Here is a 21,718-nt window from a genome sequence, read left to right as displayed (position 1 = left end):
CCTCAGGCAAACAGACGGTCGGTGTTGATGAAGCCGCGCTCATTTTCCGGGCGCGAGGTGCGGCAGTGTTCGGCGACGCTGGCGTCGGCGTTCATCCAGCTCAGCTTCAAGGGTTTTGGTGCGTACTCCGGCGACGGATCCATTGGATGCTGCAGTGCGGTGAGCACCACCAACGTGTCCATCGGTGCGTACAACTCGATGTAATCGCCCACCTTCGAGTTGCCTTCGACAAAGTGGAAACGCCCGGCTTCATCGACGTTCACGCGGCTGAACAGGTTGAGGGTCATCAGCAGATCCGACAGGCCCAAACCCCACTTGCCGAGTTCCACCAGCAGGTTGTCGGTGCCGTTACGGAAGAAGCCGTTGCGCAGTTCCTGGTAGCGGCCGGCGCCGTATTTTTCCGCGACTTCCTCAGCGCAGAGCACGCCGCCGAGGCTGTCGCTCCAGCCACAGGTGTCGGCGGTTATCGCCGCCAGCACGCGGCCCATGTCCGAGTACAGGCAATGGCCCGTGGTGAGCTTGGCGGTGTGTTGGCATTTGAGGCTGTCGGGCAGGTTCAGGCGTTCGGTTTTTTCATTGGCGTTGAGCAGCGTCAGGCTGACATTGGCGCCGCCACGCAGGTCGGTCAGGCGCAGCAGTTGGCCGCGTTTCAGGACGAAGGAGCGATGGCCGCCACCGGGGAGCATTTCTTCGGCGAAGGGCGGAAAAAGTCGAGTCGAATCTGTCATGTGAAAAACCTCTCAAGCGGTACGAAGCGTGCCCGCCAACTCAGCCGGCAAGGCGTCGACGGCTTTGCTGTTGGCGCGGCGGTCGCTGTTCAAAGGGATGTCGTAGGTGATGCGCGCGCCATAGGCGCCAGGGGCGTGCGGGTCGACGCGGACCTTGTCGAACACCAGCAAGCGAGTGCCGAGGCTGAAACCTTCGGACAGATCGTGGGTGACCATGAACACCGTCAGTTGCGTCTCGCGCCACAGCTCCAGCAGCAAGGCGTGCATGTCTTTGCGAATGCCCGGATCAAGCGCGCCGAAGGGTTCGTCGAGCAGCAATACGCGAGGCTTCATGATCAATGCCTGGGCAATGGCCAGCCGTTGTTGCATGCCGCCGGAGAGCTGCGCGGGGTACTTGTCCAGCGAGTGGCCGAGGCCGACTTTGTGCAGCAACTCCGAGGCTTGCTCACGTGCCTGTTTCTTTGCGCTGCCGAACAAGCGTCCGAGCAGCGGCGAACGTGGCAGTTCGAGACCGAGGGTAACGTTGTCCAGAACCGTCAGGTGCGGAAACACCGAGTAGCGCTGGAATACCACGCCACGGCTCGAATCGGGTTCGCCGGTCAGGGCCTGGCCGTCCAGCAGAATCTCGCCGCGACTGGCGCGTTCCTGGCCGAGCAAAAGCCGCAGGAAGGTCGATTTGCCGCAACCCGATGCGCCGACCAAGGTGCAGAACTCGCCCTCGTTGACGTTCAAGTTCAAGCCTTCGAGCACCACTTGATCGGCGTATTGCTGCCAGACGTTTTTCACCGTGATGAAGCTCATACGCGGGCTCCTTCGTACCAAGGGAAGGCCCGCTGGGTCAGGCGTTTCAGGCCCCAATCCATCAGCCAGGCGAGCAGGGTGATCCAGACGACATAAGGCAGGATCACATCCATCGCCAGGTAACGGCGTACCAGGAAGATCCGGTAACCGAGGCCGTCGGTAGACGCGATGGCTTCGGCAGCGATCAGGAACAACCACGCCGAACCGAGCATCAGCCGCAGCGAGATCAGCAGGCGCGGGAGCAACTGCGGCAACACCACGCGCAACATCAACGTCCAGGTCGACGCGCCCAGGGTCTGGGCCTTGATCAGCAACTCAACCGGAATTTCCCGGGCGCGCTGCTCCAGATCCCGCGCCAGGCACGGGGTGATGCCGATCACGATCAGCATCACTTTCGACAATTCTCCCAGCCCGAACACGATGAACAGAATCGGCAGGATCGCCAGCGGCGGCACCATCGACAGCACCGTCAGCAACGGCGACAACGGCGCGCCGAACAGCGGCAATGTCCCGGCGGCGATGCCCAGGCACAGCCCGGCCAACGCGCTGATGCCGAGGCCGATCGCCAGGCGTCGCAGGCTGGACGCGGTGTCCTGCCAGAGCACGTAGTCACCGGTGCGGCTGTCGGCAGTGAACGCCAGGCGCTTCACTGCGTCGGCCATCTGCACGGCGCTCGGCAGCAGCTTGTCGTTGGGGTTATCCAGCAGCCGCTCGGCCGAGCCCATGAAGTAGGCAAGCAGCACCAGAGCGAACGGCAGGATCACCAACAACAGGCGACTCGGCCGATCCGGGTGGCGATTGATCAGGCGCATGGCCAGGTCCTCTTGTTACAGCTTGGCGTCGGCGGCCATCTGCACGTAACTCGGGTCGAAGCGCAGCTTGAGGTTGCTCTTGTCGCCGCTGGTAACGCCGTTGGCGAAGGCCATACCGACCGCGCTGGTGTCCTTGGCGCCTTCACCGAGCAAGCCGTGCTGAAAGGAAAACTCGGCCACCTTGCGCATGGTGTCCGGCAGTTGCTTACTGGTGGAGAACGCCAGGGCTTCCTTGGGCGTTGCGAACAATTTGGTGGTGTCGAGTTGCGCCTGGAACCCCGCGAGGTCGGTGCCCGAGGCTTTGGCCATGTGTTCGAGCGCGGCCTGGCTGGCGGCGTTTTTCGCGTTCATCAACTCGACCACTTCGAACCACGCGCCGGTCAGCGCTTTGCCCAGGGCCGGGTTGTCTTTGAGGGTGGCGCTGTTGACCACCATCATGTCCATGATCTCGCCGGGGATCTGGCTGGAGTTGAAGACTTCGGTCACGCCCGGCTTGGCCTTGATCTCCGAGAGCATTGGGTTCCAGGTGGTGACGGCGTTGACCTGATCGGTGTTGAACGCGGCGGAGATGTCGGCGTCGGAGGTGTTGACCACTTTGAGGTCTTTTTCGGTGAGGTCGACTGAATCCAGTGCACGGGCGAGCAAGTAGTGAGAAACCGACAGCTCGACCAGATTGACGTCCATGCCCTTGAGATCGGTGACCTTCTTGCCATCGCCCTTAAGCACGATGCCGTCGTTGCCGTTGGAGAAGTCGCTGACAATCAGCGCGGTGCTGTCGACGCCGCCGGCGGCCGGTATGGTCAGCGCATCCATGTTGGTCATGGTGCAACCGTCGAACTGGCCAGCGGTGTATTGGTTGATGGATTCGACGTAGTCGTTGAGTTGCACCACATCAATCTTGATGCCGTACTTCTTCGCCCATTTGTCGACGATGCCTTGGCTGCCGGCGTATTCCCACGGCATCCAGCCGGCGTAGATGGTCCAGCAGACGCTGAAGTGGTCTTTTTGCGCGGCTTGGGACGAGAGGCTCACGACGGCTGCGAAGGCAGCGGCGAGCAGAGCGGGTAAACGTAGCTGGGACATGGGTGATTCTCCAGTTGATCAAGGGCGGGCAGGAGTCAACGCGGCACCGTAATAGGTGGCTTGTCTCCCGGGCTTTTGTCCCGCCGTGTAACCTCAACTGGAGGTCGCCAACTCTCGGACCAGTCACTCGCGTCAGCGAGCCGGAACCCTAGTCAGCCATTGCAAATTGTGGTGCCGCGAACCTGTGATGACTCCTGCACGGGTTTGCTAAAGCGAGAGCCGTGCCAAGTCGGCGCGGAGCGCTCTGGCCCGCGGAATTGCCGGTTTGGGGGGAAGGGTGGCATAGGTTTTCTTGCGTTGTGATGGTGCATCGATGCACTGAGATGCAGCGTGCCGGCCGCTGATCCAAAGGTCGGCGTCGCCCGTTATCAGCACGTGAATAGGTGAAAAACCTTTCATCGGCGAGATGTTTCAACTTGTTGCCAGACCGCACCAGATTTCGAAACCGATGTCTGATCTTTCGACAGTCACCGAATAATTGACTGCCGCTCGCCAGCGTCGCTGGTGTGGCTCACTCGCGGTCCAGGAGGCCGCCATGCTCTGTCGAAAAAAGCTCAGCCGAATGCTTCTGATTGCTGTGTTGGGATTGTCTCTGGGTGCGTGCGTGCCCTATGTCGATGGAGGAGGCAGCTACTACAGTTCCGAGGTGTATACGTCCCCAGCGCCGTATTACTCCGGTGGCGGGCCTTACTACTCCAATGGCGGTTACTACACATCGCCGCGCCGGTATTACTCACCTCCGGCACGCTATTACCAGCCAAGCCCGCGCTATTACCACCAGCCGCGGGTTTATCAACCGGCACCGCGTTATTACCAGTCGTCGCCACGATACGATTACCGGGTTCATCAGAATCGCGGTTGGGACAGCCATAGCCGGGGCGGTTGGGACGGTCGTAACCGCGGCAATTGGGACAACGATAATCGGCGCGGCCACGGCGGACGCGATAACCGGGGCGGTCGGAGTGGTCATGATGGGCGCGGCGATCACGATGGTCGCGGCAGCCACCGTTAACATTAGTTGAATGCAATACCTGTGGGAGCAAGCCCGCTCCCACATGTTGTCTAGCTATTCTAAAGGTCAGCCAGTGGATGCCGGCCTTCCCAGACCTTATGAAAATGCGCCTCCACCACCGCATCCGGCACGTTATTGATATCCGGCCAATGCCAACGCGGCTTCTGATCCTTGTCAATCAACCGCGCCCGCACACCTTCGCTGAACTCCGGATGACGGCAGCAGTTGAGGCTCAGGGTGTATTCCATCTGAAAAACCTGCGCCAGCGACAGGTGTCGGGCGCGGATGATCTGCTCCCACACCAGATGAGCGGTCAGCGGCGAACCTTCACTCAGGGTGCGTGCGGCGCGGCTGAGCACCAGGTCGGTGTGATCGCGTTGTTGGCTGATGGCCTTCCAGGCGCATTGCACGTTACTGACGTCCAGCAGTTCATCGATCTGCTGACGACGCGGTAGCCACTGGGCTTCGGGTATCTGCGCAATCGCTTCTTGCTGCAAGGCCTTGAGCAAGCTGTTTAGCTGCATCGGCGTCTGTTCCTGCCAGTTCAACTGCAGCAAACCTTCGATCAGCTTTTCCTGCTGTTCATCGAGCAGGAAACGGTCGGCCAAATCCAGGTCGATCGCATCACGACCGTTCATTTGCGCACCGGTCAGGCCGAGGAACAACCCGAGCTTGCCGGGCAGTCGCGACAGAAACCAACTGGCGCCGACGTCCGGGTACAGACCAATACTGATTTCCGGCATCGCCAGACGGCTGCTCGGCGTGACGATGCGGATGCTCGCGCCTTGCAGCAGGCCCATGCCACCCCCCAGCACATAACCGTGGCCCCAGCAGATCAGCGGTTTCGGGTAGGTGTGCAGGCTGAAGTCCAGTCGGTATTCCGCCGCAAAAAAATGCGCGGCCAGCGGCGGTACTTCACCCGGATGCGCGCGACAGGCTTCCACCAGGCTGCGCACTTCGCCGCCGGCACAAAAGGCTTTGGCGCCGTTGCCGCGCAACAGAACGCAAACGATCTGCGGATCCTTGGCCCAAATGTCCAGGCGATCGCGCAGGGCGTTGATCATCGGCAAGGACAGGGCGTTAAGGGACTTTTCGGCATCCAGGATGGCGACCCCGATGCGGGCGCCGTCGGTGCCGGTGAGTTCTTCGAAGTGCAGGTTCATCGTGACCTCGATCGGGAATTTGAGCGTTCAGTATGATCGCAATGCAGGAAAGTGCCGGTTCTGCGTCAGATCAATTGACAAGCGTGATGGGCTTTCCTAGGGTTCGCCCCATTGTTTTTGCCGGATGTAACCATGACTGCTGACGACCGTATCAAACTCGAACCGAGCTGGAAGGAGGCACTGCGTGCCGAATTCGACCAGCCCTACATGGCCGAGTTGCGCAATTTCCTGCAGCAGGAACGCGCGGCGGGCAAGGAAATCTATCCACCGGGTCCGATGATTTTCAACGCGCTCAACTCGACGCCGCTGGACAAGGTCAAAGTAGTGATCCTCGGTCAGGATCCGTATCACGGCCCGGGCCAGGCCCATGGCTTGTGCTTCTCGGTGCAACCCGGCGTACCGGCGCCGCCGTCATTGGTGAACATCTATAAAGAGTTGAAACGCGATCTGAACATCGACATACCGAGCCACGGCTACCTGCAGAGCTGGGCCGACCAGGGCGTGCTGATGATCAACACCACCATGACCGTCGAACGCGCCAACGCCAATGCACACAAGGACAAGGGCTGGCAGTTTTTCACGGATCGGATCATTGAAGTGGTCAGCCAACAGCAACCGCATCTGGTGTTCATGCTGTGGGGCGCCCACGCTCAGAGCAAGCAGAAACTGATCGATGCGACCAAGCATCTGGTGCTGACGTCGGTGCATCCGTCACCGCTGTCCGCTTATCGCGGTTTTCTGGGGTGCGGGCATTTCAGCAGGACTAACAAGTTTCTTGAGCAGAACGGCGAGACGCCGATCGAGTGGCGGTTGCCGCCGGTTTGATGCGTTAACCGAAAGGGCTTCATCGCGAGCAAGCTCGCTCCCACAAGAGCACCGCGAACCCTGTGGGAGCGAGCTTGCTCGCGATGAAGACAACTCGGTCTTTCAGTCCGAATCCGGCAACCGGTTCCAATACTTGAACAACGGCTCCGCCAAAAACAACACAAACAACAACCGCATCACCTGCATCGCCGTCACCAGTGGCACCGACAATTGCAGGGTCTCCGCCGTCAGGCTCATCTCTGCAATGCCGCCGGGCATCATCCCCAACGTCAGTGAACGCAAATCCAGATGCGTCAGCGCACTCAATCCCAGCGCTGCCGCCGTAGCGATCAACATGGTCAGCACCGTGCCAATCAACGTCCGCCCCAAGAACGAAGGCGCCCTCCGGAAAAACTGCCGATTGAAGTGACAGCCCAGCCCACTACCGATCAGCCATTGGCCGATCTGACTGCCACCGTCAGGCAAACCGATATGCAAATCCCAACCAATGCTCACCGCCGCAGTCACCAGCAACGGCCCGAACAGCCACGGGTTGGGTTGACGAAGACGTTCCCAAATCCAGGCCGCCAAAGCGCCTGCGGGGAAGAGAAGGGCGAGCCACCACCAGTTGACGACGGTCGGATGAAAAACCAGCGCCCCGTCACCCAGCAAATACTTGAATGCCGCCGGCACACACAGCACTACCACCAGCACCCGCAAGCTTTGCCCCGCCGCAACGCGACTGAGCACCGCGCCATTGCGCGCGCCGAGGTTGACCATCTCCCCGGAACCGCCGGGCATGCTGGAAAAGAACGCGGTGGCGCGGTCCTCACCGGTGCGTCGCATCAACCAGACGCCCACCACCGCAGACAGGCTGGTGATCAACGCACCGAAGAAGATAAGGCCAAAGTGGCTAAGCACCTGCTCCATCACGGCCGGGGTGAAGTGCAGGCCGATGCCGATGCCAACGACCCATTGGCCGACCTTGCGGCCGCCAGGGATTTCCGCCAGTTGCCAGGGCGTCAGGCAACGCACGAGGCTGATCGCCAGCAACGAGCCGACCATCCACGGCAGTGGCCAGCCGATCTGGCTAGCCAGGTAACCGCCCAGCGCGCCGACCAGCGGCGTACCCCACCAGGCGTTGAAGGGTGTTCGATCACACATCGGCGATGGCGCGCCGTGCAACCGAACGTTTGCGCCAGATCCGCAGAATCGGCACCAGCAACATCACCACGATCAACGCCCAGACACCGAGCGTGATTCCGCTGGACCAGAGAATCTCCAGCGAACCGTTGGAGATCGACAATGCTCGACGCAGATTCTGCTCCATCAAACCGCCGAGAATGAAGCCCAGCAACACCGGCGACAACGGGAAATCCAGCTTGCGCAGAATGTAGCCGAAGATGCCGATGCCGATCATCAGGAACAGGTCGAAGGTGGTGGCATGCACCGCGAACACACCGATGGCAGTAATGATTGCGATCATCGGCACGAGCGCCCAGTTCGGCACGGCGAGGATGCGGGTGAAGATGCGGATCATCGGAATGTTGAGGATCACCAGCATGATGTTGGCGATGAACAACGAAGCGATGAGGCCCCAGACAATGTCCGGTTGCTGTTGAAACAGCATTGGACCGGGCGTGATGTTGTACAGCGACAACGCACCGATCATCACGGCCGTAGTGCCCGAACCGGGAACCCCCAGCGTCAACATCGGCACCAGCGCGCCACAGGCTTCAGCACCGATGGCGGTTTCAGGAGCGGCCAGACCACGCTTGTCGCCCTGTCCGAATTTTCCACTTGGGCCCGCGATACGTTTCTCGGTCATGTAGGCCACTGCGCTGGCGAGTGTGGCGCCGGCGCCAGGCAAAACGCCCATGATGAAACCCAGCACACCGCAACGCATGTTCACCCAGAACACCGAAGCGGCTTCCTTGAAGTTGAACATCATACGACCGGTGGCTTTGAACGCTTCCTGACCTCGGTGGGTTTTTTCCAGCAGCAACAGGATTTCGCTGATGGAGAACAGGCCCAACACCAGCACTACGAACTGAATACCGTCGGTGAGGTGGATGTTGTCGCCGGTAAAGCGGTAGACACCACTGTTGGCGTCAATGCCGACTGTCGACAGGAACAGGCCGATCAGTGCAGCGATAAAGGTCTTCAGCGGTCGATCACCGGCCATGCCGCCGAGGCAGACAATCGCGAACACCATCAGTACGAAATATTCCGCCGGACCGAAGGCAATCGCCCATTTCGCCAGGATCGGCGCGAACACCACCATGCCGCAGGTGGCAATGAATGCGCCGATGAACGAACTCCACGCCGACAGCGAAAGCGCGACGCCGGCCATGCCTTGACGGGCCATCGGGTAACCGTCGAGGGTGGTCATGACGGTGGAGGCTTCACCGGGAATGTTCAGCAGGATCGAACTGATCCGGCCGCCGTACTCGCAACCCAGATAAACAGCGGCCAGCAGGATCAGCGCCGATTCCGGTGGCAGTCCGAGGGCGAACGCAATCGGGATCAACAACGCCACGCCGTTGATCGGGCCGAGGCCGGGCAACAGGCCGACGACGGTGCCGATCAGCGTGCCGCTGAGTGCGGTGATCAGGTTGTAAGGGGTCAACGCGACGCCGAAGCCGTGACTCAAATAACCAAGCGTATCCATATCAGTTCTCCAGAACGTCGAGCAGGCCCAGAGGCAGCGGCACGTCCATCACTTTGTCGAACAGCAGGTACAGACCAATGCTCATCAGGCTGATGATCACAGTGCATGGCAACCAGCGTCCGCCGTACAGGCGGGCCATAGGAATGCCGATCAGCAGGCTGCTGAGAATAAAGCCCAACGGTTCGAACAGGCCGGCGAACACCAGCAGCAGCACCACGCAGCGACCGATCTTGTGAAGGGTTTCACGGTCCAGCGGCGGGTCTTCGTCGGTATGTTTGATCGGTGAGGGGCGAAATACCATGTAGGTCAGGCCCAGCCCCATCAGCCCCAGCATCAGCAAGGGGAAGGCGCGAGGGCCGATCGGTTCGTAGGAAAAAGGCGCCTGGTAGGGCCAGGCCATCAGTACAAGGCTGACGCAGGCCAGCAACAGCACCGATGCAAAAATGCGTTGTACGAGCATGGGGAACTCCTGTGCCACGACCCCGGGAACACGGGGCCGCGGCCGCTAGACAGAGGCGATCACTGAATCAGGCCGAACTCTTTGGCCAGCACTTTGTAGTCCGCTACCTGCTTTTTGACGTAGGTGTCCAGCTCCGGGCCAGTCATGGCGAACGGGAAGAGTTCACGTTGATCGCGCAGCTTGGCGAAGTCTTCCGAAGCCAGCAGTTTGTCGAAGGAGTCTTTCCACCAGGCGTAGTCTTCATCGCTGACTTTTGGCCCGAGGTAGAAACCGCGAACCACCGGCCAGACGATGTCATAGCCTTGCTCTTTGGCGGTCGGAATGGCTTTCATTTCAGGCTCGTCCAGACGTTTCTCGGCAAACACCGCCAGCAGGCGCATGTCGCCGCTCTGGATGTGCGGCATGGAGTCGGAGATGTCGGTGCTGCCGACCTGAATGTGGCCGCCAAGCAGGGCGGTGGCGATTTCACCGCCGCCCTCGAGGGCGACGTAACGCAGGTCACGCGGGTTTATCCCGGCAGCCTTGGCGATCAACGCGGTCTGCATCCAGTCCTGGCTGCCGACGGTGCCGCCGGAACCGATGACCACTTTGCTCGGATCTTTCTTCAGCGCCTGAACCAGATCGTCCAGGGTCTTGTAAGGCGAATCGCTTTTCACCGCGATGGCGCCGTAGCTGGTGCCAACGGCGGCCAGCCAGCGGACGTTGGTTTCATCGAAGCGACCGAATTTGCCCTGGGCCAGGTTCAGCAAGGAACCGCTGGACCACGCCACCAGCGTACCGGCGTCGGCCGGGCGCTGAGCAACCACCGCGTTGTACGCCACTGCGCCGACACCGCCGGGCATGTAGGTTACGCGCATGGGTTTACTCAACAATTTCTCGTTCATCAGCGCGCTCTGCGCCAGTTTGCAGGTCAGGTCGAAACCGCCGCCAGGCGAGGCCGGGGCGATGCATTCCGGGCGTTTAGGCTCGGCCATCAGTGGGCCGGCAAACAGCACGCAGCTGGCGGCGAGGGCGAAACGGCGCAGTGATCGATTCATGGGTGTCTCCACGGGAGTTATTGTTTTTGGGGATGTTTCAGGTGCGGCGGTTTCGCGTTGCGCAGCCAGCAACGGCGCTGACTAGCGTAAACGATGGGGATCGGAAAAAGAGGTGGGGCGGGCAAACCTGGAGCTGTGTGGACAGCATGGCGAAGTACCTCGTTATTGTTCTTATTTGGCGAAAACGCTTCATGGCGTTTTTCGGGAGCTACATTTCAAAGCACGATCGATGGCTTTCAGTCGAAACCATCCGTGGGCCGACTCTAACCGTCGAACCTTTCACTAACCTTTCAGCGGACTTTCACGGTTTTCGGGCTTCACAGCGGCGGATGCGGCTGTAAACTCCGCGCCAAAGAATGGCGTCGAACATCCCTGAATGAGGTAAAGATCCATGCGTGTTCTGCTCGTCGAAGACCATCTGCAACTCGCCGACAGTGTCGCCCAGGCGCTCAAGAGCACCGGGTTGACCGTGGATGTGTTGCACGACGGTGTGGCTGCCGACCTGGCGTTGAGCAGCGAGGAATACGCCATGGCGATCCTCGATGTCGGTCTGCCGCGCATGGATGGTTTCGAAGTGCTGGCGCGCCTGCGGGCCCGGGGCAAGAACCTGCCGGTGCTGATGCTGACCGCGCGCAGCGACGTCAAGGACCGGGTTCATGGCTTGAACCTTGGCGCTGACGATTACCTGGCCAAGCCTTTCGAACTGACTGAGCTCGAAGCCCGGGTCAAAGCCCTGCTGCGTCGTAGTGTGCTCGGTGGCGAGCGCCAGCAGACCTGCGGTGCGCTGGCTTACGATCTGGACACCCGGCGCTTCACCCTCGGCGAAGAATTGCTGACCCTGACCTCCCGCGAGCAGGCGGTGCTTGAAGCGCTGATCGCCCGTCCCGGTCGGGTGATGAGCAAGGAGCAACTCGCCTCGCAAGTGTTCGGCCTGGACGAAGAAGCCAGCCCCGATGCGATCGAAATCTACGTCCACCGCTTGCGCAAGAAGCTCGACGGCCAACCGGTCGCCATCGTGACCTTCCGTGGTCTCGGCTACCTGCTGGAAAGCCGCGATGCATAAGCCCAGCAGCCTGCGCTGGCGGTTGCTGTGGAACCTCGCGTTGTTGCTGGTGGTGTTGATGCTGGCCAGTGGTTTGAGCGCGTACTGGAACGGGCGCGAGGCTGCCGATACCGCGTACGACCGGACCTTGCTGGCCTCGGCGCGAACCATCGCGGCTGGTGTGTCCCAGCGCGACGGCACGCTCAGTGCCGACGTGCCTTATGTGGCCCTCGATACATTTGCGTACGACAGCGCCGGACGGATCTTCTATCTGGTGAATGACATCAATCAGAACCTGATCTCCGGTTACGAAAACTTGCCGCCACCGCCACCGGGTACGCCGCGCACCGATGACTATCCGGCACTCGCACGTTTCTACAACGCGACGTACCGGGGGCAGAACGTGCGGGTGGTGAGCCTGCTCAAACCCGTGAGCGAGCCGAACATGAACGGCATGGCGGAAATCCGCGTAGCGGAAACCGATGAGGCGCGCGTCAGCATGGCCCGCAGCCTGGCGGCGGATACGTTGCTGCGGTTGGGCATGCTGGCGGTCGGCGCGTTGCTGATGGTGTGGTTTACGGTCAGTGCGGCGTTGCGTCCATTGGAACGTTTGCGCACGGCGGTGGAAGAGCGCCAGTCCGACGATCTGCGGCCACTGCCGCTGGTGGAAGTGCAGCACGAATTGTGGCCGCTGGTGCGCGCGCTCAATCACTTTACCGAGCGTCTGCGCGAGCAGTTCGAGCGACAGGCGCAATTCATCGCTGATGCCGCCCATGAACTGCGCACGCCTCTGGCGGCGCTTAAGGCGCGGCTTGAACTGGGTCTGCGCTCGACCGAGCCCGACACCTGGCGCAACACATTGGAAACGGCGGCCCAAGGCACGGACCGCTTGACCCATCTGGCCAATCAATTGCTTTCGCTGGCGCGGGTCGAGAACGGTGCCCGGGCGATCGCCGAGGGCGGCGCGCAGTTGCTGGACCTGAGTCAACTGGCCCGGGAACTCGGCATGGCCATGGCGCCGCTGGCCCATGCCCGCGGCGTGGCACTGGCACTGGAGGCGGACGAGCCGGTGTGGCTGCGCGGTGAGCCGACGCTGCTGAACGAGCTATTGAGCAATCTGGTGGACAACGCGCTGGCCCATACACCGCCCGGCGGCAATGTGATCCTGCGGGTCACGGCGCCGGCGGTACTGGAGGTCGAGGACGATGGTCCGGGAATTCCTCTTGAAGAACGCGATCGGGTGTTCGAGCGCTTCTATCGACGCAACCAGCACGTCGCTGGTTCGGGATTGGGGCTGGCGATTGTCGGCGAGATTTGCCGTGCGCATTTGGCACAGATCAGTTTGCACGATGGCGAGCGGGCGGGGTTGAAGGTGCGGGTGAGTTTTATTGCGGGGTAGTTTTGCGTTGTCTGGGCCGGCCCCTTCGCGAGCAAGCCCGCTCCCACATTTGATCGCATTTCTCCGGGAAGAACTCGTTCAAATGTGGGAGCGGGCTTGCTCGCGAAGGGCGCGCTGCGGTCTCGGCTAGTAAAACATCGACCGCGATTCTTCGAGATCCCTGCACATCGCCTCGTTCTCTGGATCGATCCCCAGTTTCCTGAAGGCCGGCACACTGAGCGGGTCGATACGGGCGATAGGATGGTCGGTGTCCTTGTGGCAATACAGGCTGGCCACCTGCACCAGATCCACATAGTCGACACGCCCGGATTCACGTTTGAAGTCCAGATACTTCCCCGGCACCTGTACCAGCATTTCCGGAAACTCCCAGACCCGCAGCAGTTTGTCGCCCAGCAACGGGTGAATCTGGTCGATGACATGGTTCAGGCTGACCGGGTCCGACAGCAGCTCGTAGTGGTCCTCGGCGTAGGTCAGGATCGGCAGCACGCCAATCTGATGCACCAGCCCGCCGAGTGCCGCCTGATCCGGTTTGAGTTGAGTGTAACTGCGGCACAGCGCGTAACTGACTCCCGCGATTTCCAGGCTTTTGCGCCAGACATCACGCATCTTCTTCTCGACCACGTCGGAACGCGCGTGGAAAATCTGCTCCATGACCAGACCAATGGCCAGGTTGCTGCTGTAGTTGACGCCCAGGCGCGTAATGGCCGTGTGCAAGTCCGTGACTTCCTGGGTCGCGCGCAGGAGCGGGCTGTTGACCACTTTGATCAGGCGCGCCGACAACGCGGTATCACGGCCGATCACTTTACTCAGGGTACTGACACTGATTTCCGGGTCTTCAGCGGCCTTGCGAATCTGCAAGGCCACTTCCGGCAACGTCGGCAGAACCAGGTCATCGTTATCGATGGCCTCAACCAAATCCTGTTGGACCTTATCCGCCAGCTCACTCATTTCTTTTCTCTAGGTGTTGCGACAAGTGATGCCGTTAACGCTGGATTTCGCGATCGCGATCCAGTTCATAAGGCAGGTCGAGCAGGTGCAGGGCTGGCCCTTCGAGCGCGCCCAGATGGACGTCGCCACCTTCTGCAGCTTCGGCTTGCAAAACTGCCAGGAGTTCAGTGTCTTGGCCGGCGCGTGCGGCAATCACAACTTCGCCGATCGAACTGCCATGGGTCGGGGAAAACAGCGGTGTACCGGGCTCAGGCAATTCACTGGCGTCCAGCTTCAGGCGATACAAACGACGCTTGAGTTTGCCCAGGTACTGCATCCGCGCGACGATTTCCTGGCCGGTGTAGCAACCTTTTTTGAAACTCACACCACCGACGGCTTGCAGGTTGAGCATCTGCGGAATAAACAGCTCGCGGGTGCTCGGCATGACCTGACCGATCCCTGCGCGGATCTGACCCAGCAGCCATTGATTGAGATCGCCTTCGGTCAACTGGGCGGCCAACTGGCCTTTGATGGTGTCGGCCTGATCGGCGGTAACCCAAAGTTCGGCACGGTCCGGTGAAACGCGGACGGCGATCAGCCCGTCATTGCGCGCAACGCTGTCGGTGCCTGCCGGCAGTTCCAGACCGAGACTGATCAATGCGGCATCGCCATGGTCGACGCCGAAGCGGACCCATTCGGCGCTTTCATCGGTCAGTTTCGATTTGGAGAACACCGCGTACTTTTTCAGATCCGCCAGTTGCGGTTCCAGCAGCTCGGTGGCCATGGCCATGAGCACCCCGTCACCTTGCAACAGGATGCGGAAACTCGATTGCATCCGGCCCTTCTGGGTGCAACGTGCGCCGAGGCTGGCTTGGGTGTCGCTCAGGTAATTGAGGTTGCAGGTCAGCTGGCCTTGCAGGAATTTACCGGCGTCCGCGCCGCGGACCGCGAGAACGCCTTCATGAGACAGGGTGCAGAAAAAAGCAGAATCGGCCATGGGTCATCGCAGGGAAGTAGAGTCTGGGGGACATCATAAGGGGGCGCCCATGAAATGGGTAGTTCACAAAAGGTCGGCAGTGCCCGACCAAAGCCGACTGTTCGATGGTGCCCGGGGCTGTATACTTGCCGCCTATTTGAGGAGCGCTCCATGGTCGAAGATGTAGAACTGAATCGCCTCTACTGGCACAGCCGCCGCGGCATGCTTGAACTTGACGTGTTGCTGGTGCCATTCGTGAAAGAGGTCTACCCGCACCTCAATGATGTCGACCGTGATTGCTACCGAAAACTGCTCGAGTGCGAAGATCAGGACATGTTCGGCTGGTTCATGGAACGCGCCGAATCGGAAGATCCGGAACTTCAGCGCATGGTTCGCATGATTCTGGATCGTGTCCAGCCCAAGTAATGCGTTCGAATGCCGCTGGCATGCCTCACGGCAGTTGCTGGCGGCTTATCTGTTGGCCCAGCTGTTCGCGCTGGTTTCGTTGTTTCTTCTGTCTATCCCGGTCTGGGCGAGCCTGCTCGGCGTTTTTTGCTGTTTGGCGCATGGCGTTCGGGCCTTGCCTCGGCAGATTTTGCTGACGCACCCACGGGCCTTTCGCGGCTTGCGTCGCGATGAGGATGGCTGGCAGTTGTGGAATCAGACGGGCGGATGGCAGGCGGTCCAGCTACGGCGGGACAGCTTGGCACTGCCGTTGGTCGTGGTGTTGCGGTTTCGTCTTCAAGGCGAGCGGCGGGTTCGGTCTATTTGCGTGCCACGGGATTCGCAGACGGCGGATCTGCACCGACGCCTGCGGGTTCGGCTCACGTTCAGTCGGCGTAGGTGGGCGGCACCAGAATAGTGTCCAGCGCAACCGGCAGCATGTCCGGGTAGTCGAGGGTGTAATGCAGGCCGCGACTTTCCTTGCGCTCCATGGCTGACTGAATCATCAGCTCGGCGACCTGGGCCAGATTACGCAGTTCGATCAAATCCCGACTGACCTTATAGTTGCTGTAGAACTCGTCGATTTCGTCCAGCAGCAACTGCACGCGGTGCTGCGCCCGTTGCAGGCGCTTGTTGGTGCGCACGATACCGACGTAGTCCCACATGAACCGCCGCAGCTCATCCCAGTTGTGCGCAATGATCACGTCTTCATCCGAGTCGGTCACCTGGCTGGCGTCCCAGACGGGCAGGGCGACGGGAATCGAAACCAGCGGCAATTGTTCAAGAATGTCTGCTGCTGCCGAGCGCGCGTAAACGAAGCACTCCAGCAGCGAGTTGCTGGCCATGCGGTTGGCGCCGTGGAGACCGGTGAAACTGGTTTCGCCAATTGCATACAGCCCCGGCACGTCGGTGCGGCCTTGCTGATCGACCATCACGCCGCCGCAGGTGTAGTGCGCCGCGGGAACGACCGGGATCGGTTGCTTGGTGATGTCGATGGAAAACTCGAGGCAGCGCTCGTACACCGTCGGGAAGTGCGTTTTGATGAACGCTTGCGGCTTGTGACTGATGTCCAGATAGACGCAGTCGATACCGAGTCGCTTCATCTCATGGTCAATCGCCCGGGCGACGATGTCTCGTGGCGCCAGTTCAGCGCGCGCATCGAAACGCTGCATGAAGCGTTCGCCATTGGGTAGTTTCAGGTGAGCGCCTTCGCCGCGCAGGGCTTCGGTGATCAGGAAACTTTTGGCCTGCGGGTGATACAGGCAGGTCGGGTGGAACTGGTTGAACTCCAGGTTCGCCACCCGGCAGCCCGAACGCCAGGCCATGGCGATGCCATCGCCGCAGGCGCCGTCGGGGTTGCTGGTATAGAGATAGACCTTGGCTGCACCGCCGGACGCAAGGATGACAAAGCGCGCACCGTACGTGTCGACTTCGCCAGTGCTGCGATTGAGCACATAGGCGCCGAGGCAGCGATCGCCTTCCAGGCCCAGGCGTTTTTCGGTGATCAGATCGACCGCGACGCGCTGTTCAAGCAGTTCGATATTGGGGCGTCGGCTGGCTTTGTCGAGCAGGGTTCTGAAAATCGCTGCGCCCGTGGCGTCGGCGGCGTGAATGATGCGCCGATGGCTGTGCCCGCCTTCGCGGGTCAGATGGAACTCGAAACCGCCATCCTCGGTGCCGGACTGCTCATCGCGGGTAAAGGGCACGCCCTGATCGATCAGCCATTGAATTGCCTCTTTGCTGTGCTCGACGGTAAAGCGCACGGCATCTTCGTGGCACAGGCCGCCGCCGGCATTGAGGGTGTCGTCGACATGGGACTCAACGGTATCGGTGTCGTCCAGAACGGCAGCGACACCGCCCTGGGCCCAGAAAGTCGAACCATTGGCGAGGTCGCCTTTGCTCAGTACGGCGATGCGCAAATGTTCGGGCAAGGTCAGCGCAAGGCTCAAACCGGCAGCGCCGCTGCCAATGACCAGAACATCGTGTTGAAACTGTTGGCTCATTTCAGGATTCCGCTCAAAGCGACCCGGGTCGGGGTTGGCGCCAGACTAGTGGAACGGCGAGTCAAGGCAACCATACAGCCCACTAGTATATAGAGGGGGGGAGCGGCACAATAGCCGGGCCGACATGGCATTGTGAAACTACCGTGACAGAAAACACCTGACGCTTCGTCGGATGTTTTTCGGACCGTTCGGCGACAAGCCGACTGTATCGTGGACTTAACAGTCTTTTTCCGTTCAGCGTTGCACAATGCTGGCCTAATGCGGCTATAAATATTTGGAACTTTTGCCAAAGGCCCGGAATCAATAGACCGTTGCCCGTATCAAGGGACAGTGTCGGCTTCAATGCAGGATTGCGGTTTGATCCTTGCCGGCGAATCCGATGACAAGATTATTCGCGCAGCCGGATTAGTCCGAGCTGCGCTTTTCGTGCGTGCCAAATCAGAGCCCGCAGGAAACTTGCTTGGAGGGGGAGAACTTTTGCGAAAAGCCCGAGTCTATGTTTGCAAGTCTGGTCGTTTAGTTATGCAAGCTTCCTCCGAGCTTATCGAGGAGAGTTCATGCTAACCCAGGAAGAGGATCAGCAGCTTGTCGAACGCGTTCAGCGCGGTGACAAGCGAGCTTTCGATCTGCTAGTGCTGAAATACCAGCACAAAATTCTCGGGTTGATCGTGCGTTTCGTGCACGACACCCATGAAGCCCAGGATGTGGCACAGGAAGCCTTTATCAAGGCATATCGTGCACTTGGAAATTTTCGCGGAGACAGCGCGTTTTATACGTGGCTTTACCGCATCGCCATCAACACGGCGAAAAATTATCTGGTTTCACGCGGCCGCCGGCCGCCGGATAGCGATGTCAGTTCCGAGGATGCAGAGTTCTACGATGGCGATCATGGCCTCAAGGATCTCGAGTCGCCAGAACGTGCATTACTGCGGGATGAGATCGAAGGCACCGTCCATCGAACCATCCAGCAACTGCCAGAAGATTTGCGTACGGCTTTAACTTTACGTGAATTCGATGGTCTGAGTTACGAGGACATTGCGAGCGTCATGCAATGTCCGGTCGGTACCGTGCGCTCCCGGATTTTCCGCGCTCGGGAGGCCATCGATAAAGCCCTGCAGCCGTTGTTGCAGGAAAACTAGAGACAGCGGCGATAGCCAAGAGAGGAACGCCATGAGTCGTGAAGCCCTGCAGGAATCGCTGTCCGCAGTGATGGATAACGAAGCGGACGAATTGGAATTGCGTCGGGTATTGAATGCCTTTGACGATGTTGAAACCCGTGAAACATGGGCTCGTTATCAGATCGCTCGGGCAGTGATGCATAAGGATCTGCTGCTTCCACGCCTGGATATCGCCGCGGCAGTTTCCGCTGCGCTGGCTGACGAAGCCGTACCGGCAAAAGCTTCCCGTGGTCCATGGCGCAGCCTGGGTCGTCTTGCGGTCGCCGCTTCGGTCACTGTCGCCGTACTGGCAGGTGTTCGTTTGTACAACCAGGACGAGATCGCGGGTGTCGAGCTGGCTCAGCAATCCAGTCAACCGGGTCTGGCCGTTCCTCAGGTCAAGGGTCCAGCTGTATTGGCAGGCTATAATGAGAGCTCGGAAGCCACTGGTCCTATGGCCAACGGCGTATTGCAAGGTCAGCCGGGCTGGCACGATCAACGTTTGCCAGGCTATTTGCGCCAACATGCTCAACAGGCTGCACTGAAAGGCACTGAGAGCGCTCTGCCTTACGCTCGTGCAGCAAGCCTGGAAAACCGTTAAGGAGGATCATGCGCGCCATACCTCTACTTTCGCTTCTGCTCGGTGGCTGGTTCGTTGTTCCAGCCCACGCCGATGAGGCCCAGGACTGGTTGACCCGTCTTGGTCAGGCCGAGCAACAGCAAAGCTTTCACGGTACTTTTATCTACGAGCGAAACGGTAGTTTTTCTACCCACAACATCTGGCACCGCGTCCAGGATGGCAAGGTCCGCGAGCGTTTGCTCCAGCTCGACGGCTCGGCTCAGGAAGTCGTTCGCATTGATGGACATACTCAATGCGTTAGCGGCACTCTGATTGCAGGGCTTGGGGATTCCCCCAGTTCCTCTGCTCGTGCACTCGATCCACAGAAACTCAAGAATTGGTACACCCTTGCCGTCCTCGGCAAATCGCGTGTGGCGGGGCGTGCGGCAGTCATTGTTTCCCTGACGCCTCGCGACCAACACCGTTACGGTTTTGAATTACATCTGGATAAAGAAACCGGTTTACCGCTCAAGTCATTGCTCCTGAATGATAAAGGGCAGTTGCTGGAGCGTTTTCAGTTCACACGACTGGATACCTCTGGCGCACTTTCCGACAATGATCTACAGCCGGGCAGGGATTGCAAAGCCGTCGCTCACGATAGTGACCAGGCTTCAGCAGTCAAGGTTGCCCAGACCTGGCGTTCGGACTGGTTGCCTGCAGGTTTCGAGCTCACCAGCAGCACCTCGCGCAAGGATCCGCAGACCAAAACCCAAGTCAACAGCCTGATGTATGACGATGGCCTGGCTCGTTTCTCGGTGTTCCTTGAACCGCTGAATGGGGCAACCGTCACTGATACTCGCGCTCAGCTCGGGCCGACCGTTGCTGTTTCCCGGCGCCTCACTACACCTCAAGGCGACATGATGGTCACCGTGGTCGGTGAAATCCCGGTAGGTACCGCTGAACGGATCGCGCTGTCGATGCGCACCAATGCCACTGCAACGCAGTAGTGAGCTGATATCGAAATGTTTGGTGAGCATTTCAATTTGCAAATATCCCTAAAATTTTTTATAGGTCAGAGCCCCTCGGCTCTGGCCTAGTTTGTTGTTCCCGGAACAAAAATACCGGCGTATCGTTCCCGGTGTTCCTTTGTCCATATCGCTTAACCATGCTCGTCGTAACGGGAGCCGTATGTCGATACCACGCTTGAAGTCTTACCTCTCTATTTTTGCCACTGTACTGGTGCTCGGTCAGGCGGTCGCTGCTCAAGCAGTCGAGTTGCCTGACTTTACGCAATTGGTCGAACAGGCGTCGCCTGCTGTAGTAAACATAAGCACTACGCAGAAACTGCCGGATCGCAAAGTGAACGAGCAGATGCCCGACCTCGAAGGCTTGCCGCCGATGTTGCGCGAGTTCTTCGAGCGCGGTATGCCGCCACAACCGCGTTCACCACGCGGTGATCGTCAACGTGAAGCCCAATCCCTGGGGTCGGGTTTCATCATCTCGTCTGACGGTTACATTCTCACTAACAACCACGTGATCGCCGATGCCGACGAAATTCTCGTTCGCCTCGCCGACCGCAGTGAGCTGAAAGCCAAGCTGATCGGCACCGATACACGTTCCGACGTGGCCTTGCTGAAAATCGAGGGCAAGGATCTACCAGTTCTGAAGCTTGGCAAATCCCAGGACCTGAAGGCTGGCCAGTGGGTCGTTGCCATCGGCTCGCCATTCGGTTTCGACCATACCGTCACCCAAGGCATTGTCAGCGCCGTGGGTCGCAGCCTGCCGAACGAAAACTATGTGCCGTTCATCCAGACCGACGTGCCGATCAACCCGGGTAACTCGGGCGGTCCGCTGTTCAACCTGGCGGGCGAAGTAGTCGGGATCAACTCCCAGATCTACACCCGTTCCGGCGGCTTCATGGGCGTTTCGTTCGCCATCCCTATCGATGTGGCCCTGGACGTTTCCAATCAGCTGAAAAGCGGCGGCAAAGTCAGCCGTGGCTGGTTGGGCGTAGTCATTCAGGAAGTGAACAAGGATCTGGCCGAGTCGTTCGGTCTTGAAAAACCGGCCGGTGCGCTGGTGGCTCAGATCCAGGACGACGGTCCGGCTGCCAAGGGTGGTCTGCAAGTGGGTGACGTGATCCTGAGCATGAACGGTCAACCGATCGTCATGTCCGCCGATCTGCCGCACTTGGTGGGAGCACTGAAAGCCGGCTCAAAAGCCAATCTGGATGTGATCCGTGAAGGTAAGCGCAAGAATGTCGAGCTGACAGTCGGCGCTATCCCGGAAGAAGGTAAAGAGCTGGACGCATTGCCGAAATCCAGCACTGAGCGCAGCAGCAATCGTCTGGGTGTTTCCGTGGCCGAGCTGACCGACGAGCAGAAGAAAACCTACGACCTCAAAGGTGGTGTGGTTATCAAGGAAGTGCAAAACGGTCCTGCTTCCCTGATCGGCTTGCAGCCAGGCGACGTCATCACTCACCTGAACAACCAGGCGATAGGCTCCACCAAGGAGTTCACCGATATCGCCAAGGCGCTGCCAAAGAACCGCTCGGTGTCGATGCGGGTTCTGCGTCAAAATCGCGCCAGCTTCATCACCTTCAAACTGGCTGAATAAACCGGTTGTCGGCTGAATAAAAGA

The 21,718-nt window shown here is 59.8% G+C and carries 22 protein-coding genes and 1 riboswitch; of the genes, 10 read left to right on the top strand and 12 right to left on the bottom strand.

Going from position 1 to position 21,718, the window contains the following annotated elements; all coding sequences use genetic code 11:
- Positions 1-2 precede the first annotated feature (2 nt).
- The 4 genes from ACYZT9_RS20480 to ACYZT9_RS20465 are packed head-to-tail and all read right to left on the bottom strand — an operon-like array spanning position 3 to position 3,424.
- Positions 3-728, bottom strand: coding sequence for an urea amidolyase associated protein UAAP1 (locus ACYZT9_RS20480; protein ID WP_462007152.1), 726 nt, complete (start codon positions 726-728; stop codon positions 3-5).
- 12 nt (positions 729-740) lie between these two features.
- Positions 741-1,529 (bottom strand): ABC transporter ATP-binding protein, encoded by a 789-nt coding sequence (locus tag ACYZT9_RS20475; protein ID WP_462007151.1) that lies wholly within the window; start codon positions 1,527-1,529, stop codon positions 741-743.
- Complete coding sequence (locus tag ACYZT9_RS20470) at positions 1,526-2,341, bottom strand: ABC transporter permease (protein WP_462007150.1); 816 nt, start codon at positions 2,339-2,341, stop codon at positions 1,526-1,528. The genes ACYZT9_RS20475 and ACYZT9_RS20470 overlap by 4 nt, the downstream gene beginning before the upstream one ends.
- 15 nt (positions 2,342-2,356) lie before the next feature.
- Positions 2,357-3,424: a putative urea ABC transporter substrate-binding protein gene (locus ACYZT9_RS20465; protein ID WP_462007149.1), complete on the bottom strand. Its 1,068-nt coding sequence runs from the start codon at positions 3,422-3,424 to the stop codon at positions 2,357-2,359.
- A gap of 62 nt (positions 3,425-3,486) precedes the next feature.
- Positions 3,487-3,587: riboswitch (guanidine-I (ykkC/yxkD leader) on the bottom strand.
- Between the two features lie 372 nt (positions 3,588-3,959).
- On the opposite strand from ACYZT9_RS20465, the gene ACYZT9_RS20460 reads away from it, so the two are divergent.
- Positions 3,960-4,436, top strand: a complete 477-nt coding sequence (locus tag ACYZT9_RS20460) for a hypothetical protein (protein WP_462007148.1) — start codon at positions 3,960-3,962, stop codon at positions 4,434-4,436.
- A gap of 59 nt (positions 4,437-4,495) precedes the next feature.
- On the opposite strand, the gene ACYZT9_RS20455 is transcribed toward ACYZT9_RS20460, so the two are convergent.
- On the bottom strand, positions 4,496-5,599 hold the full coding sequence (locus tag ACYZT9_RS20455) for an enoyl-CoA hydratase/isomerase family protein (RefSeq protein WP_462007147.1): 1,104 nt from the start codon (positions 5,597-5,599) through the stop codon (positions 4,496-4,498).
- A gap of 132 nt (positions 5,600-5,731) precedes the next feature.
- Between ACYZT9_RS20455 and ung the strand changes: the two genes are divergently transcribed.
- A complete protein-coding gene (gene ung, locus ACYZT9_RS20450; RefSeq protein WP_462007146.1) occupies positions 5,732-6,424 on the top strand; it encodes a uracil-DNA glycosylase in 693 nt (230 codons plus the stop codon).
- A 102-nt stretch (positions 6,425-6,526) separates the two neighbouring features.
- Here ung and ACYZT9_RS20445 read toward each other — a convergent pair whose 3' ends face one another.
- The 4 genes from ACYZT9_RS20445 to ACYZT9_RS20430 are packed head-to-tail and all read right to left on the bottom strand — an operon-like array spanning position 6,527 to position 10,571.
- A complete protein-coding gene (locus ACYZT9_RS20445; RefSeq protein WP_462007145.1) occupies positions 6,527-7,567 on the bottom strand; it encodes an AbrB family transcriptional regulator in 1,041 nt (346 codons plus the stop codon).
- On the bottom strand, positions 7,560-9,074 hold the full coding sequence (locus ACYZT9_RS20440) for a tripartite tricarboxylate transporter permease (RefSeq protein WP_462007144.1): 1,515 nt from the start codon (positions 9,072-9,074) through the stop codon (positions 7,560-7,562). Before ACYZT9_RS20440 ends, ACYZT9_RS20445 begins: the two co-directional genes overlap by 8 nt.
- Before the next feature lies 1 nt (position 9,075).
- Positions 9,076-9,534, bottom strand: a complete 459-nt coding sequence (locus ACYZT9_RS20435) for a tripartite tricarboxylate transporter TctB family protein (RefSeq protein ID WP_462007143.1) — start codon at positions 9,532-9,534, stop codon at positions 9,076-9,078.
- A gap of 59 nt (positions 9,535-9,593) precedes the next feature.
- Positions 9,594-10,571: a Bug family tripartite tricarboxylate transporter substrate binding protein gene (locus ACYZT9_RS20430; protein ID WP_462007142.1), complete on the bottom strand. Its 978-nt coding sequence runs from the start codon at positions 10,569-10,571 to the stop codon at positions 9,594-9,596.
- A gap of 391 nt (positions 10,572-10,962) precedes the next feature.
- Here ACYZT9_RS20430 and ACYZT9_RS20425 point away from each other — a divergent pair, with 391 nt between their 5' ends.
- Positions 10,963-11,634 carry a response regulator gene (locus tag ACYZT9_RS20425; RefSeq protein WP_462007141.1) on the top strand — a complete coding sequence of 224 codons (672 nt, stop codon included), beginning with the start codon at positions 10,963-10,965 and terminating at the stop codon, positions 11,632-11,634.
- Positions 11,627-13,012, top strand: a complete 1,386-nt coding sequence (locus ACYZT9_RS20420; protein WP_462007140.1) for a sensor histidine kinase — start codon at positions 11,627-11,629, stop codon at positions 13,010-13,012. The genes ACYZT9_RS20425 and ACYZT9_RS20420 overlap by 8 nt, the downstream gene beginning before the upstream one ends.
- Before the next feature lie 126 nt (positions 13,013-13,138).
- Here ACYZT9_RS20420 and ACYZT9_RS20415 read toward each other — a convergent pair whose 3' ends face one another.
- Together ACYZT9_RS20415 and ygfZ are read right to left on the bottom strand one after the other, a co-directional pair.
- Positions 13,139-13,960: an HDOD domain-containing protein gene (locus ACYZT9_RS20415; protein ID WP_462007139.1), complete on the bottom strand. Its 822-nt coding sequence runs from the start codon at positions 13,958-13,960 to the stop codon at positions 13,139-13,141.
- 34 nt (positions 13,961-13,994) lie between these two features.
- Positions 13,995-14,936, bottom strand: coding sequence for a CAF17-like 4Fe-4S cluster assembly/insertion protein YgfZ (gene ygfZ / locus ACYZT9_RS20410; protein ID WP_462007138.1), 942 nt, complete (start codon positions 14,934-14,936; stop codon positions 13,995-13,997).
- Between the two features lie 150 nt (positions 14,937-15,086).
- Here ygfZ and ACYZT9_RS20405 point away from each other — a divergent pair, with 150 nt between their 5' ends.
- Together ACYZT9_RS20405 and ACYZT9_RS20400 are read left to right on the top strand one after the other, a co-directional pair.
- Positions 15,087-15,341, top strand: coding sequence for an FAD assembly factor SdhE (locus ACYZT9_RS20405; RefSeq protein ID WP_007944081.1), 255 nt, complete (start codon positions 15,087-15,089; stop codon positions 15,339-15,341).
- Positions 15,325-15,777, top strand: coding sequence for a protein YgfX (locus tag ACYZT9_RS20400; protein ID WP_462007137.1), 453 nt, complete (start codon positions 15,325-15,327; stop codon positions 15,775-15,777). The genes ACYZT9_RS20405 and ACYZT9_RS20400 overlap by 17 nt, the downstream gene beginning before the upstream one ends.
- On the opposite strand, the gene nadB is transcribed toward ACYZT9_RS20400, so the two are convergent.
- Entirely contained in the window at positions 15,746-17,362 is a 1,617-nt protein-coding gene (gene nadB, locus ACYZT9_RS20395) for an L-aspartate oxidase (protein WP_462007136.1), read from the bottom strand. The two genes, ACYZT9_RS20400 and nadB, sit on opposite strands and share 32 nt — an antisense overlap.
- A 557-nt stretch (positions 17,363-17,919) precedes the next feature.
- On the opposite strand from nadB, the gene rpoE reads away from it, so the two are divergent.
- The 4 genes from rpoE (at position 17,920) to ACYZT9_RS20375 (ending at position 21,694) form a co-directional block, all read left to right on the top strand.
- Entirely contained in the window at positions 17,920-18,501 is a 582-nt protein-coding gene (gene rpoE / locus ACYZT9_RS20390) for an RNA polymerase sigma factor RpoE (protein ID WP_003172477.1), read from the top strand.
- Positions 18,502-18,532: 31 nt separating this feature from the next.
- On the top strand, positions 18,533-19,120 hold the full coding sequence (locus ACYZT9_RS20385; protein WP_077749615.1) for a sigma-E factor negative regulatory protein: 588 nt from the start codon (positions 18,533-18,535) through the stop codon (positions 19,118-19,120).
- An 8-nt stretch (positions 19,121-19,128) separates the two neighbouring features.
- Positions 19,129-20,085 carry a MucB/RseB C-terminal domain-containing protein gene (locus ACYZT9_RS20380; RefSeq protein WP_462007135.1) on the top strand — a complete coding sequence of 319 codons (957 nt, stop codon included), beginning with the start codon at positions 19,129-19,131 and terminating at the stop codon, positions 20,083-20,085.
- Between the two features lie 181 nt (positions 20,086-20,266).
- A complete protein-coding gene (locus tag ACYZT9_RS20375) occupies positions 20,267-21,694 on the top strand; it encodes a DegQ family serine endoprotease (RefSeq protein ID WP_462007134.1) in 1,428 nt (475 codons plus the stop codon).
- Positions 21,695-21,718 lie beyond the last annotated feature (24 nt).

This window comes from Pseudomonas sp. ZT5P21 (assembly GCF_054897785.1).
The sequence above is the reverse complement of the archived record's forward strand: the minus strand, read 5'-3'. Positions and strand labels throughout refer to the sequence as shown.

Bases quoted from the DNA above. Each gene is read 5' to 3' on its own strand.
- ACYZT9_RS20420 (WP_462007140.1), top strand. From the start codon at position 11,627: ATGCATAAGCCCAGCAGCCTGCGCTGGCGGTTGCTGTGGAACCTCGCG.
- ACYZT9_RS20445 (WP_462007145.1), bottom strand. From the start codon at position 7,567: ATGTGTGATCGAACACCCTTCAACGCCTGGTGGGGTACGCCGCTGGTC.
- nadB (WP_462007136.1), bottom strand. From the start codon at position 17,362: ATGAGCCAACAGTTTCAACACGATGTTCTGGTCATTGGCAGCGGCGCT.
- ACYZT9_RS20415 (WP_462007139.1), bottom strand. From the start codon at position 13,960: ATGAGTGAGCTGGCGGATAAGGTCCAACAGGATTTGGTTGAGGCCATC.
- ACYZT9_RS20375 (WP_462007134.1), top strand. From the start codon at position 20,267: ATGTCGATACCACGCTTGAAGTCTTACCTCTCTATTTTTGCCACTGTA.
- ACYZT9_RS20405 (WP_007944081.1), top strand. From the start codon at position 15,087: ATGGTCGAAGATGTAGAACTGAATCGCCTCTACTGGCACAGCCGCCGC.
- ACYZT9_RS20385 (WP_077749615.1), top strand. From the start codon at position 18,533: ATGAGTCGTGAAGCCCTGCAGGAATCGCTGTCCGCAGTGATGGATAAC.
- ACYZT9_RS20430 (WP_462007142.1), bottom strand. From the start codon at position 10,571: ATGAATCGATCACTGCGCCGTTTCGCCCTCGCCGCCAGCTGCGTGCTG.
- ACYZT9_RS20380 (WP_462007135.1), top strand. From the start codon at position 19,129: ATGCGCGCCATACCTCTACTTTCGCTTCTGCTCGGTGGCTGGTTCGTT.
- ygfZ (WP_462007138.1), bottom strand. From the start codon at position 14,936: ATGGCCGATTCTGCTTTTTTCTGCACCCTGTCTCATGAAGGCGTTCTC.
- ACYZT9_RS20425 (WP_462007141.1), top strand. From the start codon at position 10,963: ATGCGTGTTCTGCTCGTCGAAGACCATCTGCAACTCGCCGACAGTGTC.
- rpoE (WP_003172477.1), top strand. From the start codon at position 17,920: ATGCTAACCCAGGAAGAGGATCAGCAGCTTGTCGAACGCGTTCAGCGC.
- ACYZT9_RS20465 (WP_462007149.1), bottom strand. From the start codon at position 3,424: ATGTCCCAGCTACGTTTACCCGCTCTGCTCGCCGCTGCCTTCGCAGCC.
- ACYZT9_RS20460 (WP_462007148.1), top strand. From the start codon at position 3,960: ATGCTCTGTCGAAAAAAGCTCAGCCGAATGCTTCTGATTGCTGTGTTG.
- ACYZT9_RS20470 (WP_462007150.1), bottom strand. From the start codon at position 2,341: ATGCGCCTGATCAATCGCCACCCGGATCGGCCGAGTCGCCTGTTGTTG.
- ACYZT9_RS20475 (WP_462007151.1), bottom strand. From the start codon at position 1,529: ATGAGCTTCATCACGGTGAAAAACGTCTGGCAGCAATACGCCGATCAA.
- ACYZT9_RS20440 (WP_462007144.1), bottom strand. From the start codon at position 9,074: ATGGATACGCTTGGTTATTTGAGTCACGGCTTCGGCGTCGCGTTGACC.
- ACYZT9_RS20480 (WP_462007152.1), bottom strand. From the start codon at position 728: ATGACAGATTCGACTCGACTTTTTCCGCCCTTCGCCGAAGAAATGCTC.
- ung (WP_462007146.1), top strand. From the start codon at position 5,732: ATGACTGCTGACGACCGTATCAAACTCGAACCGAGCTGGAAGGAGGCA.
- ACYZT9_RS20455 (WP_462007147.1), bottom strand. From the start codon at position 5,599: ATGAACCTGCACTTCGAAGAACTCACCGGCACCGACGGCGCCCGCATC.
- ACYZT9_RS20435 (WP_462007143.1), bottom strand. From the start codon at position 9,534: ATGCTCGTACAACGCATTTTTGCATCGGTGCTGTTGCTGGCCTGCGTC.